This is a genomic window from Bacillus fungorum (assembly GCF_002746455.1).
GTDB lineage: Bacteria > Bacillota > Bacilli > Bacillales > Bacillaceae_G > Bacillus_A > Bacillus_A fungorum.
On sequence record NZ_NWUW01000035.1, the window covers coordinates 1 to 14,931 of the forward strand.

A 14,931-nucleotide genomic window follows, 5' to 3' on the forward strand; every position below is an offset into this window, starting at 1 on the left:
AACAGATTGGAATGGGGTCTTATTTGTGTTGCCCATAATTTACGGAAATGGACAACAACAGCTCAATCAAAAGCGAAAAACCCCGATCATAAATAGAAAACCTATTGGTTTTCTACTTATGATCGGGATTTTTATCCATATAAAGGTAAAATATAAGAAGTTGTCTCCAAAAGTTCGTTTTTAACGACCTTTTGGGACAACCTCTTTTTTGCATTGTTATATATTCCTCCTCATCAACTCCCCAACTTGCGTCGCAACATACTCAACATCATTATCAATTTCATCTAACACGTAAGATTCCAAAATGCCCATTACAGCCGTGCTTAAAAATTTTAATACGATATGTTTATCGATGTTTTTATTTACTGATGTGTTTGTATTTAATTTTTTCTCAATTTCACCCATGATGAAAGTTAATAATTTTTTTTAAAATGATAAGGTGATGTTACTTTTAAATATCCCTGTAGGCGCTCAAGAAAAGAAACAGGCTCCTGCAATTGTTTGTGTCCATCCAGGTAGTAGCTGTAAAGATCAAACAGCAGGATTGTATGCGGAGAAATTAGCAGAACAAGGCTATGTAAAGCTTGCGTTTGATGCGTTTCATTTAGCAGATATATTATTAACGCAGCGCTGCAAATTATTGTCGGCAGTAAGCAAGGAGCATTCGGTTCTTATAAAGATGGTCATGAGCTTTATGAGAAAGCAGCTTCAGAGAAAAAAGATTTACTTGTTGTGGAAGATGCGAGTCACTACGATTTATACGACCGACCAGAATCAGTAAAAATTGCAGTTGAAAAATTAACAAATTTCTATAAGGAAAATCTGTAAAAAAACGTTGATATAAATTGCACCTTTAATTGTTGGGTTTGCATCTAGCAGTTAGAGGTTTTTATTGTGAATATTGCGGTGCTTAATATTTACGTTAAACGCGCATAACAAGATATAATAGAAGAAATCAAGAAGGAGGCTGGCTGTGAAGAATCTTCGTTATCTCAATATATTTACCATATTAATTATATACACACTACTCATGTTTTACATAGGCTGGAACGGTTGGGTCTGGCTTCATGCAGTATTCGGCTGGGAGTCTTGGGGATATTACGCTTTCGTAGTTGGTTTTATTTCATATGCGTACATTCTCGTGCAAGTGTTTAAGTTTTTGCCATTTTTACGAACGATAGGTTCAATTTGGTTTGCGGTCATACAATACGCGCTTATGTTATTGCCGTTAGCTGATATTATGGTCTTTCTTTTACAGTTTTCGCTGGAGAAAGAAACCGCGATTATTTGGACAGGAACGGCTGTGTTAGCTGCATTTATCTTTATCTTTGCGTATGGAGTATTTAATGCATATAGCCCGGTAGTAAGAAAATACGAGGTGCACATACCGAAAAAAGTAGAGGGACGTAAAAGTTTACGCATTGCGATGGCTTCTGATATGCATTTCGGTAAATTATCCGGCGTTTCGCATTTAAAAAGACTTGTCCGTCATGTAAATGAAATGAAACCAGATATTATTTTACTGCCTGGTGATATTATAGATGATCATCCAGGTGTGTTCATTCAAAAAAATATGGGACCAATTATGAAACAGATGAAAGCTCCATTAGGTGTATATGGTGTGTTAGGAAACCATGAATATTACGGAAGAGCGGTTCCTGAATTTTTGCAGGAGATGGATAAGATTGATATTCGTATTTTGTTAGATGAAGTGATCACAATTGAAGATGACTTTTATCTCGTTGGAAGAAGAGATAAAACAGAAAGAGATCGTCAAAGTTTTGAAAATATAATGAGTACGGTAGATAAAACGATGCCAGTTATCGCAATGGATCACCAACCATTTGAATTAAAACAGGCAGCGGATGCTGGCGTAGATTTACTATTATCCGGTCACACGCACCGCGGACAAATGGCGCCGAATCATATTGTAACGAGAAGAATGTACGAACTAGACTGGGGATACGCACAAAAAGGTGCATTCCACGCAATTGTTTCTTCTGGTTTCGGATTTTGGGGACCACCATTAAGACTGGGAAGTAGATCTGAGATTGTGCAGGTGGAAATTACGTTTGAATAGTGGGATAAAGAGAAAAGGGCTGACTAATAAAAATCAGTCCTTTTCTCTATCATTTTTTCTAAAATCATACGTGTCCGTTTCTACATGTAAGTTATGATTATTAATCATAACTGTATGATCGTCTAACCATTGTACAGTTGCATTTTCTTCACGATAATTCCAGTATATATTTTTCGTGTTCATAAATTTTTTATTATTTGCTACAAGTTCTCCTCTTATAGCAAAGCTAGTCGTTGCACCGCCATTATGTCTGTATATATGTAAAGTATACGTTTTATCTGGCGAGTGTATGGATTGAATCTTTTCACCGCCTGAAACCCCAGATAAAGTGAAGAATTTCCAATATCCTAAACTAATGAATACAATAATGATGAATGAAATGGTGAAGAAAATCTTTTTCATGTTTCCCCTCTTTCCCTTAACGGCCATACTTGTATTAAATCAAAGAAGAATAAAACTGGCAATCTTATCCTTTTTATCGCCGGAATATGTACATTTCTATTTCTAGCGTCCTGTTCATGATTTGGAATGAAAGTCCCCATATTTTTCAATAAAAAAAGGCTCCATATAAGGAGCACCCAATAAAAATAAATGAATTAAAAGAAATAACAGATATGTATAACATCGATATATTTTAATTTAATATTTATATTGATGTCGATTTCATAAAAGAGGTACGATTATAAGACTCGGCTGAAATAAAGGGGGATTATAAGTGGTTATATCAGATGTACTATACGGTGAGTTTACAGTAGAGCAAGTAGTAGAAGAATTAATTTTAAGTAAGCCAGTGCAAAGACTAAAAGGTATTCATCAAAATGGCGCAAGCTACTTAATAAATGAGAAATGGAATGTAACGCGCTTTGATCATTCAGTTGGCGTTATGTTGTTAATTAAGAAACTTGGTGGTTCAGTAGAAGAACAAATTGCAGGGTTACTGCATGACGTATCGCATACTGCTTTTTCTCACGTGATTGATTATGTTTTTGATAATATAAATGAAAGTTATCATGAAGAGATATTTAGTTCTGTCGTGAAAAACTCAGAAATTCCAGCGATTCTTGCGAAGTATGGTTATAGTTATGAAAATATTTTGTTAGATGATTCGAAGTGGACGTTACTAGAAAGGTCCGCACCCGAATTATGTGCAGACCGAGTGGATTATACATTACGAGATATGTATACATATGGGTATATTTCTTTAGAAGAAGTTCACAGTTTTTTAGAGGATGTCATCGAAGTAGATGGGAGAATGGTTCTTCAAAGTATCGAAGTAGCAGAGTGGTTTACAGAAGCGTATTACAAAGAAGTAATCGATTTCTTTATGAAGCCAATGAATATTTATGGAAATGATATGTTAGCGAAAACGTTAAAGTTAGCTCTTCATAAAAGGGTTATTCATGCAGATGACTTTCTTCTTGAAGATGATGAGCTAATTTCGAAATTGCAGCAATGCAGTGATCCAGAAGTACAGGCGTTACTAAGTAAAGTTCATCCGAATGTAAAAGTCAAAGAAGATAGAAACGATTATGATCTACATCAGAAAAATAAAGTCCGTCTTATTGATCCGCCGTTACTTCGTGAAGGTGAAGTTGTTCCATCATCTGTTGTGTCAGAAAAAATAAGACAGATGAGTGAGATCGCTTATGAAAAAGCGGTGAGAGGGATGTATGTGAAAGTGATTTCGGATTAACAAAAGAAGGTATCATCACATAAGATGATACCTTTTTTCTATTCATCTAATATTTTCCACTCGTTTCCCCAATCCTTCATCGCGTCAAAAATAGGACGGAGTGTTTCACCTTTTTTTGTTAGTGAATATTCCACGTGAGGTGGCATAGTTGAATAGATTGTTCTCTTTATAATATTTTCTTGTTCAAGTTCTTTTAAGCGAAGAGATAGAGTGCGTGGGCTAATACCGTTTAGGCATCTTTCAAGCTCAGCAAAACGTTTAGGACTATAAAACAAATCTCTTAAAATTAAAAAAGTCCACTTTCCGCCTATTACAGACATTGTTTTTTCAATAGGGCATTTTAATAAAATTTCTTCATTTGTATTTTCCATATAAACACTCCTTACTATATAAAAGTATAGGTACTATATAAAAAATCAGTACTTTTATAAATGAAGTACTTTATTTATTATAGTCCTAAAGGAATATATAGGTAAATTACTAATTTTGAAAGGGGAGTAAGCAAGTGAGTGGGGTGGCTAGTAGAAATTTAGATGTTCAAACAAAGGAGAACTCGGGTATTATCATTTTAATCGCTTTGGCAATGGGATTTATTATGGCAACATTAGATGTAACTGTAGTAAATGTTGCGGTGGTAAATATTCAAGAAACATTAGGAATGACATTATATAGTTCAGCATGGATTGTCGACGGATATATTTTATCTTTTGCGGCATTATTATTGGCTGGAGGGGCGCTGGCCAATCGATTTGGAGCAAAAAGAATATATATGATTGGTTTAATTATTTTTGTGTTCGCATCTCTTTTATGTGCGATTGCTACAACTGGGTACGTTCTTATTATGGGGCGAGTCATTCAAGGTGTTGGAGCGGCTTTATTTATGCCAAGTTCACTTAGTTTATTAGTAGTATCATTTCCGGATGAAAAGAAGAGAGCTAAAATGTTTGGTATATGGTCTGCAATTGTATCTATTGCTTCTGGTACGGGTCCTTTTATTGGTGGCCTTTTAGTAAATGCATTTGGCTGGCGAAGCATTTTTATTATAAACCTTCCAATCGGAATAATCGGTATATTAATGGCTTTTGTAATTATTCCAAATGTTTTACCGAAAAAGGAGAAAATAAATGTAGCGAATCATTTAATTGGTATAATTGCAATAACATTGTTGGCGTTTACTCTAATTGAAGGTCCAAGTTATGGATGGTCCTCGCCTCAAATTTTAGGAGGAGTAGTGGGGACGGTATTAATGACTATTCTTTTTGTTTATGCAGAAAGAAAGTCAAAAAACTCAGTTGTACCAAGAGTGTTGTTCCAAAAAGAAACGTTTACCTCGGCAAATATAGTTGGATTTCTAATAAATTTTGCTTTATTTGGCGGTATATTTATGTTTGGACTCTTTTTGCAAAAAGCATACGGAGCAAGCCCGTTTGTAGCAGGACTACAACTATTGCCGATGATGAGTGTATTTGTTATTGGAAATTTATTATTTGCAAAAATGGTGAATAAGTTTGGTTCAAAATTGCTATTATTCATAGCGTTATTTATAGCTAGTATAGGATCTATCTTATTAATGTTTCTAGTGAAAAATGTGAGTTATATAGGAATTGCAATCATTTACAGTGTTGTTAATCTTGCAATCGGTATAGCAGTACCTGCCATGACTACCATTGTAATGAAATCTGCCGGTCGTGAAAATGGGAATATGGCTGGGGCAACTTTAAATGTAAATCGTCAAATTGGTGCATTAGTCGGTGTAGCAATTATGGGAATCATTTTAAATGAATCATCGAATTGGTACAGAGGGGCAAGCTATAGTTTTTTAGTTATTGGGCTTTCCTATCTATGTGCAGTATTTTTAGTTTGGAAGTTTGTGGAGAGGGAATAAAAAAGAGAGCATCACTTCTGGATGCTCTCCTTTTCTCATTCATAATCAAACCAATTCCAAACCTCAATATCTCCAAGAGTTGCATAACGAATGTGCGGCGAGTTTTGTAATTTTAATAACTCTTTCGATGGGCCAGTAATGACAATGCCGTATGCTTTTACGCCGTTATCTTTTACATACTGATAACGCTTATCTAAGTTTAGCTCTTTTTCATTAGTCCATGTAGTTTTACTTACAGTTTCTTTATTTGTAGAAAGAATACGCATCATTTCGGTTACTTCATCTTCTTTTGTCTTTAGCTTTTTTGTTTCATCTTCAGGAAAATGTATATGTTCTGGAAATCCGATAACCTCTCCGCCATGTAGGATGAAATCTTCTTCGTTTACTTTTTCTTGTCCTGTGTCTAAAGCATACCATATAGGGGTTGGCGGCATTTCTTGTGCTTCAAATGCGCTATATAAAAAGGATTCTAATTCTTGTAAAGTGTAAGGTTTATCAAAGGATATTGCTACTTCTGCAACGGTTCCATCATGTACTTTTGCAAGTGTATCCCACACCTTTTTAGATGATTCTTTTAAGTGATCACCTTGCTTGATTTTTGGGTGGACAAAGGAAAGTTTTTTTGAATAAGCTGTGTTTGCCCAAGTTTGATTTGTGACAGTTACAGATGATAAGAAACTACTCGTTGTTACTGTACCGATTGGAAATTCTTTTTTGCCGACCGTTTTATATAAATTCATTTCATTTTCTGTACGGAAAAAGGGTTTAATTTTTGTACTTCCTCCAGCGGAACGACTATTTGGAATTGTTGCTTCTAGTGCGAGTGCTGGTATCTCATTCACTTTTCGTAAGTTTTTCATTTCGTTTGAATAGAAGTAAAGGGAAGATGAAAAATGACCAACAAAATAGATTGCTATACAAACAGCGATAACGAAACTAACGGTTTGCCAACGCTGTTTCCATTTTATTTTCCAAAATGGGACTTTTAGATTCTTTGGTGGTAGTCTTTTCTTTATTGGTTCACTCTTCGAGAGCAACTCATCTAAGTAAACTTCACACTCTTCACATGTCTCAATATGACTTTCTAATCGCTTTTGTTCATCATGCGTGAGCGTTCCGTTTTCGTACTTCTCCCATAGTTTTTTAAATTCTGTACAACCCATCCGTATCACTCCTTTATGTTTCTCGTGTCTTTTCGGCCACGGTGTAATTCTATTTTCACTTTCGCTAATGAGAGACCGGTCATTTCTGCTATTTCTTTATAGGAGAATCCGTAGTAATCTCGTAGTAACAGGACATTTCGTCTTTCAAGCGGAAGAGAAGATAAACTGTCTAACCAACTCGTAATCGCATGTTTTACGAAATATGCATGTTCTGTACTTGGCACGTTTGGTAAATGGAATTCTTCAACTGTCGTTGTTTTATATTTCTTTTCTTTACGATACCAATCGATAAAGGCGTTGTAGGCAATTGTAAATAACCACGGCCTAATTTCTTCTCCTTTATAATAATCAATGTGAACGAGCATTCGATAAAATGTTTCTTGCATGAGATCTTCCGCATAGTGTGTATCTCCAGTAAGGGAGAGAAGGTAGCGAAATAAATCTTGCATATGTTCTGAGTAAATTTCTTCTAATAATTGTTTGCGTTTCACTACATTTCCCTCCCTTCATACATAACAACGAAATACATATAAAAAAGTTACAATTTTTTATGGAATTATAGTAAAAAACGTCAAGAATTGGATGCATTTCTCTTTTATCATAATACATATAAGGCGGGTGAACAGAGATGGAAAGCTATGAAACACAAATTCAAAGGTCAATTGATTATATTGAGGAAGATGTAATGGAAAAACAGACGCTGCGTAATTTAGCTCGCATTGCAGGTTTTTCTGAGTCGCATTTTCATCGTGTATTCCAGGCGTTAGTAGGTGATACAGTAATGGAGTATGTTCGAAAGAGGAGGTTAGCCCGGGCAGCTTATCAACTTTCTCATACGGATGAAAAAGTTATTGATATCGCATTTGAGCATGGCTTTCAATCTCATGAAACGTTCACGAGAGCCTTTAAAAAATTATTTCAAATGACACCGAGTGAATATCGAAAGCAAGAAATAGAAACACCGATGTATTACAGCGTGAATGTAAAGCAAAGAAAATTAAATCCGTATTTAGGAGGCATACAAATGGAATATCGTATTGTAAATAAACCAGAATTTTTAGTGGCGGGTTATGAACTGAAGACAACAAGTAAAGAAGGGAAAAACCATCAAGACATCCCAGTATTTTGGCAAGAATATTTACAAAAAGATCTTGGAACGACAATTCCGAATCGTAAAGATACGAGCCAATGGGTAGAGCTTGGATTATGTACTGATTTTAATTTAGAAACAGGGGACTTTACTTATATAATTGGAATGGAAGTTACAGGCTTTGAAAATGTACCAAATGAAGTGGCGAAGCGTACTTTCCCAGCAGCGACATATGCTGTATTTACAACACCGAAAGTTCCTCATGAAGAAATGGTATCGTCTATTCACCAAACGTGGAATGCTGTATTCTCAGAATGGTTCCCGCATTCAGGCTATGAACATTGCGGCGTTACAGAGTTTGAACTATATGATGAGCGTTGCCATGAAGATAAGAGTGAGTTTGCTCAAGTAGAGCTTTGGATACCGGTGAAGAAAAAGTAATAGGGTAAGAGCGAATCATTGGGAGATGGTTCGCTTTTTCATAAAAGGGGAAATGGGAATGAAGCAAAACTGGATGATAGAAAGAGAACTAGAAGAAGGGGGTATTTGGACGTTAATAGGATTGAAGTTTCCAGATGAGAAAAGTTCGGAGTTAGTAATAAGTAATCATCCGGATATTAATTTTATGGAAGTCGAAGTATTAGTAGAAGATGTACAACAAACGTATGAGAGTTTAAAAGATAATAAAGATGTAAAGTGGATTCGCGAACCATTTCCAACAGAATCAGGACATGTTGCGGTAATGGAAGCGCCTGATGAGAATGTATTTGTGTTAGTAGGGAAATAGCTGAAATATGGAGATGACCTTTCATAGTGAGTTATGAAGGGTTATTTTGTGTGGTAAGGAGAGAGGATTGTTATTGTCGGTAAATCAATATAATTGAAAAATCGCCGATAAAAATTGAGTTGCGCTGATATATTCAGAAAATCACCAATATAATTTCATTTACCAATGAATTCTCCCAAAATAGAAAAAAGAAAAGGCGCCACATAGCGCCTTTTCTACGAACGAAAAGGAAAAACAAGTATAATCGTTGTTCCTTTTCCAAGTTCGCTATCAATAGAAATTGTTCCGTTATGAGCATGAACGAGCTGTTTTGTAATGGCGAGGCCAAGTCCAGTTCCGATGTTGCTTTCTTCTGTATTTGTTCCTCTGTAATATCGCTCAAATAGAAGCTCTTTCGTTTTATCATCCATTCCTTTTCCATTATCTGAAATAGATAGTGTAAATGAAGTAGCATTTTGCGAAAGCTTTACTATGACATTTGTCGTTTCATTATTATGTTTTACAGCGTTTACGAGTATGTTTTCGATAATACGTTGGAACCATTTTTCTTCAATGAAATATTGAATTTTATTTGAGCTTGGTACGAATTCAATATTTTGATTTTGAAGTGTCGGATTATTAATGAATTGTAATAATACTTTTTGGACGAATTGATTCATTTCAATGTTCACGTGTTGCGCAGGAAGACTGTTATTTTTTAATTGGTACGTTAAGCTTAAGTCATCAATTAATGTAGTCATATATTGAGATTTTTCTTTCATAACGCTGCCGAATTGTTGAATGTCACGATCGGTCCAGTTGTACTGTTTTGATTCTAGTAATAAAGCATAGCCATAAATAGAGCTTAGTGGTGTTTTTAAATCATGTGTGAGCCCAGTAATCCATTCTTCACGTGTTTGCTGCAGTACTTGCCTCATTGCATCATTTTTTTTGAGTGTAATAGAAAGATGCTCTAGTGAATTTGTAACATCACTAAATAAGCGGAATGACCATTTTTCTTTACCAGATCGCCGGAACCTGACAGGTTTCCCTTTTTTACTAACAGGCTCTTCGTACTTTCCCCCAGCGATGTTTTTAAGCCAACGCATCGCATGTAATAACGGTTTTCCAAATTTATTACCGTACCAAATAGAAAGAATGACTAAATAAACAAATACGATAAGAAGGATTAATCCGCATCCGATTAGAAACTTTTTAGTAAATACATCGTCTATTTCATCATCTGGGTAGTAGTGCTCATTTTTGGCAGTTACAACAAGAAGATGATTGCTATTTGTGTCATAAAAGCTAGACGTGTTTTCCTTATGATTCCACGGTTCTTTTTCGCTAAGAGCGGCTTGTATAACAGAAAACGTTTTTTTCTTTCCGTTTGGATAGGAGAATACTTCTTCTCCAACGCTATTAAAGATTTGAAGTGTTGCTTCTTCTTTAGACAGTAATTGTTGTTCTTCTTCTGTTAATGTGAACGAATCTGTAGATACAGAAGGGTGCTCTCTCTGAATTGTTTTCAGTAGTACATTGCTTTTTAACATACCGCCGTAAATAACCAGTACATTCTTTTCTTCTAATTCAATTTCCCAATATGTAAATGTATAAGGGCTTTCTGTGTGATTCTGTATATACGAGAATAAAGATGCTTTCGTATAAGATGTTGGTACGTCACTAGGTGTATTAAAGTGATAGAGAACTTTTCCGTTTTCCTCTACAACTTGAATCCAATCATTTTTCTCTTTAATTAAGTCTTTTACTTCAACCTTTAAAGAAATATTGCCATCTTCTGAAGATATATATCTTGAAATCATAAAACTATCAGAATCTGGAATGTTCGGTTCGTAGGAAGTACTAGTAACAAGAAAAAATAAATAAGTGAAAGCAGCCACTACAGCAATTAGTAATGTAACTAAAACAAATACGTGTTGCAGAATAAACTGTATAATAAGTCGTTTATTAAAGTTCATATCGTCACCCTACTTTGTAATGAACTTATAGCCAAGTCCGCGAACAGTTTTTATATATTCTGGTTTACTTGGGTCTTTTTCGATTTTTTCACGTAGTTTTCGAATGTGGACCATAACGGTATTATCATCGCCATTATAGGCAGGTGCTCCCCAAACTTTTTCGTATATTTCTTCTTTCGAAAATACGTAGTTCGGATTCTCGCAAAAGAAGAGTAGTAGCTGAAATAGCTGGGCGGAACATTCGACAATACGTCCATTTACTGTTAGTTCTGCGGAATATCGATCAATCTCAAATCTGCCAAATGAACTGGAGTGTGCTTTTTGTTCATTTGGTACTGCTTGTTTCATATGTCTTCGGAGTTGTGCTTTCATACGAGCTACTACTTCAAGTGGATTAAATGGCTTCGTAATATAATCATCTGCACCGTGTGAAAATCCAGATATTTTATCTACATCAGATGTTTTAGCTGTGAGGAAGAAGATAGGGCAATCTGTTTTCTGGCGAATGATTGGACAAATATCAAAACCAGATTGTCCAGGAAGCATGACGTCTAAAATAATTAAATCGTAATCGTTTTGCTCGGTGAGAGATAAAGCTAATTGAGCTGATGTTGCAGTTGTAATATGAGAAAAACCTTCTTTTTCAAGAATAGTAGTTAGTAATTGTAAAATTGCTGTTTCATCATCAACGAGCAAAATATTTGCTTGATACATAAAAATCCCTCCTAATTTCCTCGAATATCATACCATCATTTTGTAACTTATGGAATTTTTAAGGAAATTTTAAGGTTTTCTTTCTCAAAAAATTAAGAATCAAATGATATGATAAAAGGAACATAGGGGAGGAGATGAGTGTGAATCCGTTTCAAACGATGCGAGCTAGATATTTTTTAATTGTATTTGCACTATTAACTATAGTTGCAAGAGCCAGTAATGAATTGATAGAAAATACATTTCATATGCAAAATTCTACTTTTATAAATATTCTTATATTCTATATCCTGCCGATTATGTGGATCTTTTTTGAGTATAAAAAACACCGTGTTTCATTTTCATTATTTATTAATAGAAATGAAACATTTAACCTGGTGCAAGTTTTATACATTACGATTATGTTATGCGTGTTTAGTTATGGGTATCTTATTTTGTACATGTATAGCTTTGCATGGATTACACCGGAATTTATTATGAACGCATTACGTGAACCGATTATAGATAGCACAGGGGGATATGTATATCAAGTTATTATGGTCGTATTCATTGCACCAATTATTGGCGAATTTGTTTTTCGGGGATTTTTGCTGCAACGCTTCGCAGCAAAATGGGGAACGAGTATAGCAATCATTGTTGTAGCGCTATTGTTTGCGTTGTTACACGTTGATTTCCTAGGTGCAGTTGTATTTAGCGTTGTACTATCAATCGTATATATTCGTACGAATAGCTTACTCATGCCAATTGCTATTCACATGTTAAACAATGCATTTGTAATCGGCGTTTCTTTTCTACTAAACAGGGAAGAGATAATGAGTTTTGCGGATTTCTCAAATTATACGACCTTCTTTCCAGGACTTATTATTTTTATAACAGGATTAAACTTAGTACTCATCTTTTTATTTGTTAACCGCAAATATTGGAGTAAAGAAATGCCAGTTATATATGTAGAGCAAGAAAATAGTTTTTCAGATGTAGTGGGGAGTAAATGAGATGAAGAAGACGATTGAAAAAATATTGAAAGACATTATAGATGCTACGTCTATTACAGATATGTGTGATAGAAATGTTTGCCATTGGTTGCAACCTGTAGTAGATACGATTGTGTTTCCGGAGTATTATTTGTTTTCTAGTACTCATTTAAAAGAAAATATGATTTCTCTTCTTATTGTGTTAGGAGTTTTACTAATGTTTGGTCTAGTTGTAGAAGAAATGATGAAGCGCATCTTCAGAAAAAATGAAGAGAAGTATATGTGGGTTCATACAGTATTCGTGAAAGTAATAGTGGCTTTCCTTTTGTTTTATAGTATGAAAACAATCATTTACTTTATAGCTTTGAAACATCATTAATTCGAAATTTGAAAGGGATGTATAAAATTATATGAATGAAACAATATCATCAAATAAGTTTTTTTATTTGATTGTGCTTAGTATAGTACTGATAACGACAGTCAATGTTATTCTTCGCTGGGAGGAAGCTTATTTCTTCATGTATTTAGCACTCCATTTGTTAGGGATATTATGTATAAGTGGCGGAATAGTTGCTGAAAAAAAGAGTGAAGAAAGTGTTAATTATATGTGTGTGACCGGCCTTATTTTACTTTTAGCTGTACAAGGTATTATGAAATATAGTTCTTTTTCTTTACAAGATTTTAGTTTATTAATGGATGTACTTCCTTAAGGGGGAACGTTATGTTATCTAAGAAGCAAATAGGATACGTATTAGTTTTAATTGGATTTTTTACGCTTATTGTAACGACTTTATTTTTTCAAGACTATGAATATATACGCTATATAAAAGGCGCTGGTTTAATATGTTGGGTTGTAAGTACGTTTCTTATCCCAGAGTATGAACCGAATAAAGTGTCTAAAGGTAGGTAAAACTCTTCTTTATGTAGAAGAGTTTTTTTTATCCCGCATTAACGAGCAGTAAGACCCCCACCTCAAAATTCATTGAAAGCAAAGAAGTTAGGTGGAGATCAACTGCCCGTAAAAGCCCGATTGGTTCAACTAATAATCAGTGGGGGATGAAGAAAACCCCCACTGATTAAAGTTTCACTTTATGTAAATAGAAGGTTCTCGAGCAATTCGCGTAATAAGCTTGTTCTAATTTAGCATGTATGAACTTACAATAATAATAGACAGGCAGCATAGAGGAGGGAATAGCGTGAGGAAGGTTATTGGGTGGTCGCTTTTTTTGTACGTTGGGTTTGCATTATTTATATATTGGTATTTATTTGGATGGAATCATGAACTTATTCCGGACATGTATAAAGGAACGAGAGCAGATCCAGAAACGTTTATGAACGCAAGAGAGCTTATGCTAAGCCAAGATTATTCGCGCGTGAAAAATTTATTGTATTTTTTAGCGACGCCTCTTGAATGGATTATATTATTATTTGTACTTGTGCTCGGTATTTCAAAAAAGTTTGAGAAATGGTCGAAGGAAACGACGAAAATAAGTGTCCTACAAGTCGCGATTTATTTCTTTTATTTATCACTACTTACAACAGTTCTTGCCTTACCGATGCAATGGATTGGGCGTAAAGTGTCTGTTGATTACGGCATTTCAACGCAAAGTACACAAAGCTGGATAAAAGACCACGTTATCGGTTTTTGGGAAAGCTATGCGACTATGTTAATCGTCGTTACTGTTCTGTTATGGCTTATTCGTAAATTCCCGAAGAGATGGTGGCTAGCAGGGTGGGCACTCTCTGTTCCGTTTACAATCTTTTTAACATTTATACAACCTGTTGTGATTGATCCGCTATATAACGACTTCTCGACGCTAAAAAATAAAGAGTTAGAAACGAAAATTTTAGCGATGGCAGACAAAGCTGATATTCCAGCAAAACACGTATATGAAGTAAATATGTCGGAAAAAACAAATGCGTTAAATGCATATGTAACAGGCATAGGACTTAACTCGCGCATTGTAATGTGGGATACAACGCTTAAGCAATTAAAAGATAAAGAGATTTTATTTATAATGGCTCATGAAATGGGGCATTATGTTATGAAACATATATATTGGGGCGTTGCGAGCTATGTGTTGCTATCGTTTATAGGGATGTACCTCATTAGTCGTATTATAAATATGTGTATTCAAAAATGGGGAGATACGCTGCAAATTTCAAAGGCAGCATGTTTCTCAATTTTACCTTTATTTTTCTTAATTTCTTCTGTACTCTCTTTTGCATCACAGCCAGCAACAAACTATGTTTCTCGTATAGAAGAACGAGCAGCAGATCAATACGCTTTAGATATGACGAAGGACGGGAAATCTGGTGTGAAAACGTTTCAATATTTATCAAAAACGAGTTTAAGCCAAGTGAATCCGCCTGCGTTAGTGAAGTTTTTCTTATACACACATCCACCAATTTTCGAAAGAATTCATACGTTTGAACAATATGAGAAACAAAAAAACAAAAAGTAGCGATTATGCTACTTTTTGTTTTTAGAAATATAAGTTCGATATTGGGAATATTTATCATTGCTTTTTATTGTGATTTTGTAAATAATAAGCTATAAAATTCTAAAAATCTATATATAAAGGAATGAAGG

The 14,931-nt window shown here is 34.8% G+C and carries 16 protein-coding genes and 2 pseudogenes; 11 read left to right on the forward strand and 7 right to left on the reverse strand.

The annotated features are described in order from the left end of the window. Positions 1-216: 216 nt before the first annotated feature. Positions 217-405, reverse strand: a complete 189-nt coding sequence (locus CO726_RS27045) for a TetR family transcriptional regulator (protein WP_099686300.1) — start codon at positions 403-405, stop codon at positions 217-219. Between the two features lie 37 nt (positions 406-442). On the opposite strand from CO726_RS27045, the pseudogene CO726_RS27050 reads away from it, so the two are divergent. Together CO726_RS27050 and CO726_RS27055 are read left to right on the forward strand one after the other, a co-directional pair. Further along, positions 443-828: pseudogene (locus CO726_RS27050) on the forward strand (alpha/beta hydrolase). A 145-nt stretch (positions 829-973) separates the two neighbouring features. Beyond that, complete coding sequence (locus tag CO726_RS27055; protein WP_099686301.1) at positions 974-2,080, forward strand: metallophosphoesterase; 1,107 nt, start codon at positions 974-976, stop codon at positions 2,078-2,080. 33 nt (positions 2,081-2,113) lie between these two features. Here CO726_RS27055 and CO726_RS27060 read toward each other — a convergent pair whose 3' ends face one another. Then, positions 2,114-2,482, reverse strand: a complete 369-nt coding sequence (locus CO726_RS27060) for a DUF5412 family protein (RefSeq protein WP_099686302.1) — start codon at positions 2,480-2,482, stop codon at positions 2,114-2,116. Between the two features lie 313 nt (positions 2,483-2,795). Here CO726_RS27060 and CO726_RS27065 point away from each other — a divergent pair, with 313 nt between their 5' ends. Continuing rightward, the gene (locus tag CO726_RS27065; protein WP_099686303.1) at positions 2,796-3,773 is read left to right on the forward strand and encodes an HD domain-containing protein; all 978 of its coding nucleotides are present in this window, start codon (positions 2,796-2,798) and stop codon (positions 3,771-3,773) included. A 38-nt stretch (positions 3,774-3,811) separates the two neighbouring features. On the opposite strand, the gene CO726_RS27070 is transcribed toward CO726_RS27065, so the two are convergent. After that, complete coding sequence (locus tag CO726_RS27070) at positions 3,812-4,144, reverse strand: winged helix-turn-helix transcriptional regulator (RefSeq protein ID WP_098288876.1); 333 nt, start codon at positions 4,142-4,144, stop codon at positions 3,812-3,814. 134 nt (positions 4,145-4,278) lie between these two features. Between CO726_RS27070 and CO726_RS27075 the strand changes: the two genes are divergently transcribed. Further along, on the forward strand, positions 4,279-5,658 hold the full coding sequence (locus CO726_RS27075; RefSeq protein WP_099686304.1) for an MFS transporter: 1,380 nt from the start codon (positions 4,279-4,281) through the stop codon (positions 5,656-5,658). Between the two features lie 35 nt (positions 5,659-5,693). Here CO726_RS27075 and CO726_RS27080 read toward each other — a convergent pair whose 3' ends face one another. After that, complete coding sequence (locus CO726_RS27080; protein WP_099686305.1) at positions 5,694-6,821, reverse strand: anti-sigma factor; 1,128 nt, start codon at positions 6,819-6,821, stop codon at positions 5,694-5,696. 5 nt (positions 6,822-6,826) lie between these two features. Then, a complete protein-coding gene (locus CO726_RS27085; protein ID WP_099686306.1) occupies positions 6,827-7,312 on the reverse strand; it encodes an RNA polymerase sigma factor in 486 nt (161 codons plus the stop codon). A gap of 137 nt (positions 7,313-7,449) precedes the next feature. Here CO726_RS27085 and CO726_RS27090 point away from each other — a divergent pair, with 137 nt between their 5' ends. Next, positions 7,450-8,352, forward strand: coding sequence for an AraC family transcriptional regulator (locus CO726_RS27090; RefSeq protein ID WP_099686307.1), 903 nt, complete (start codon positions 7,450-7,452; stop codon positions 8,350-8,352). A gap of 49 nt (positions 8,353-8,401) precedes the next feature. Beyond that, a pseudogene (locus CO726_RS27095) lies at positions 8,402-8,698 on the forward strand (VOC family protein); the annotation flags it as partial. A gap of 215 nt (positions 8,699-8,913) precedes the next feature. Here CO726_RS27095 and CO726_RS27100 read toward each other — a convergent pair. After that, positions 8,914-10,656 carry a sensor histidine kinase gene (locus tag CO726_RS27100; RefSeq protein WP_099686309.1) on the reverse strand — a complete coding sequence of 581 codons (1,743 nt, stop codon included), beginning with the start codon at positions 10,654-10,656 and terminating at the stop codon, positions 8,914-8,916. Between the two features lie 9 nt (positions 10,657-10,665). Beyond that, a complete protein-coding gene (locus CO726_RS27105; RefSeq protein WP_099686310.1) occupies positions 10,666-11,370 on the reverse strand; it encodes a response regulator transcription factor in 705 nt (234 codons plus the stop codon). Between the two features lie 134 nt (positions 11,371-11,504). Here CO726_RS27105 and CO726_RS27110 point away from each other — a divergent pair, with 134 nt between their 5' ends. The 5 genes from CO726_RS27110 to CO726_RS27130 all read left to right on the forward strand — a co-directional run bounded on the left by CO726_RS27110 (position 11,505) and on the right by CO726_RS27130 (position 14,803). After that, on the forward strand, positions 11,505-12,359 hold the full coding sequence (locus CO726_RS27110) for a CPBP family intramembrane glutamic endopeptidase (protein WP_099686311.1): 855 nt from the start codon (positions 11,505-11,507) through the stop codon (positions 12,357-12,359). A gap of 1 nt (position 12,360) precedes the next feature. After that, complete coding sequence (locus CO726_RS27115) at positions 12,361-12,717, forward strand: hypothetical protein (RefSeq protein WP_136699874.1); 357 nt, start codon at positions 12,361-12,363, stop codon at positions 12,715-12,717. A 31-nt stretch (positions 12,718-12,748) separates the two neighbouring features. After that, positions 12,749-13,048, forward strand: coding sequence for a hypothetical protein (locus CO726_RS27120; RefSeq protein WP_074615153.1), 300 nt, complete (start codon positions 12,749-12,751; stop codon positions 13,046-13,048). Positions 13,049-13,059: 11 nt separating this feature from the next. Next, positions 13,060-13,248 carry a hypothetical protein gene (locus CO726_RS27125; RefSeq protein ID WP_098762362.1) on the forward strand — a complete coding sequence of 63 codons (189 nt, stop codon included), beginning with the start codon at positions 13,060-13,062 and terminating at the stop codon, positions 13,246-13,248. Positions 13,249-13,534: 286 nt separating this feature from the next. Then, the gene (locus CO726_RS27130; protein ID WP_136699875.1) at positions 13,535-14,803 is read left to right on the forward strand and encodes a M48 family metallopeptidase; all 1,269 of its coding nucleotides are present in this window, start codon (positions 13,535-13,537) and stop codon (positions 14,801-14,803) included. Positions 14,804-14,931: the final 128 nt, after the last annotated feature.

Excerpts from the sequence above, each read along its gene's own strand:
- CO726_RS27070 (WP_098288876.1), bottom strand. The coding sequence starts at position 4,144 with ATGGAAAATACAAATGAAGAAATTTTATTAAAATGCCCTATTGAAAAA.
- CO726_RS27100 (WP_099686309.1), bottom strand. The coding sequence starts at position 10,656 with ATGAACTTTAATAAACGACTTATTATACAGTTTATTCTGCAACACGTA.
- CO726_RS27115 (WP_136699874.1), top strand. The coding sequence starts at position 12,361 with ATGAAGAAGACGATTGAAAAAATATTGAAAGACATTATAGATGCTACG.
- CO726_RS27090 (WP_099686307.1), top strand. The coding sequence starts at position 7,450 with ATGGAAAGCTATGAAACACAAATTCAAAGGTCAATTGATTATATTGAG.
- CO726_RS27110 (WP_099686311.1), top strand. The coding sequence starts at position 11,505 with ATGAGTGTGAATCCGTTTCAAACGATGCGAGCTAGATATTTTTTAATT.
- CO726_RS27045 (WP_099686300.1), bottom strand. The coding sequence starts at position 405 with ATGGGTGAAATTGAGAAAAAATTAAATACAAACACATCAGTAAATAAA.
- CO726_RS27060 (WP_099686302.1), bottom strand. The coding sequence starts at position 2,482 with ATGAAAAAGATTTTCTTCACCATTTCATTCATCATTATTGTATTCATT.
- CO726_RS27120 (WP_074615153.1), top strand. The coding sequence starts at position 12,749 with ATGAATGAAACAATATCATCAAATAAGTTTTTTTATTTGATTGTGCTT.
- CO726_RS27105 (WP_099686310.1), bottom strand. The coding sequence starts at position 11,370 with ATGTATCAAGCAAATATTTTGCTCGTTGATGATGAAACAGCAATTTTA.
- CO726_RS27080 (WP_099686305.1), bottom strand. The coding sequence starts at position 6,821 with ATGGGTTGTACAGAATTTAAAAAACTATGGGAGAAGTACGAAAACGGA.
- CO726_RS27125 (WP_098762362.1), top strand. The coding sequence starts at position 13,060 with ATGTTATCTAAGAAGCAAATAGGATACGTATTAGTTTTAATTGGATTT.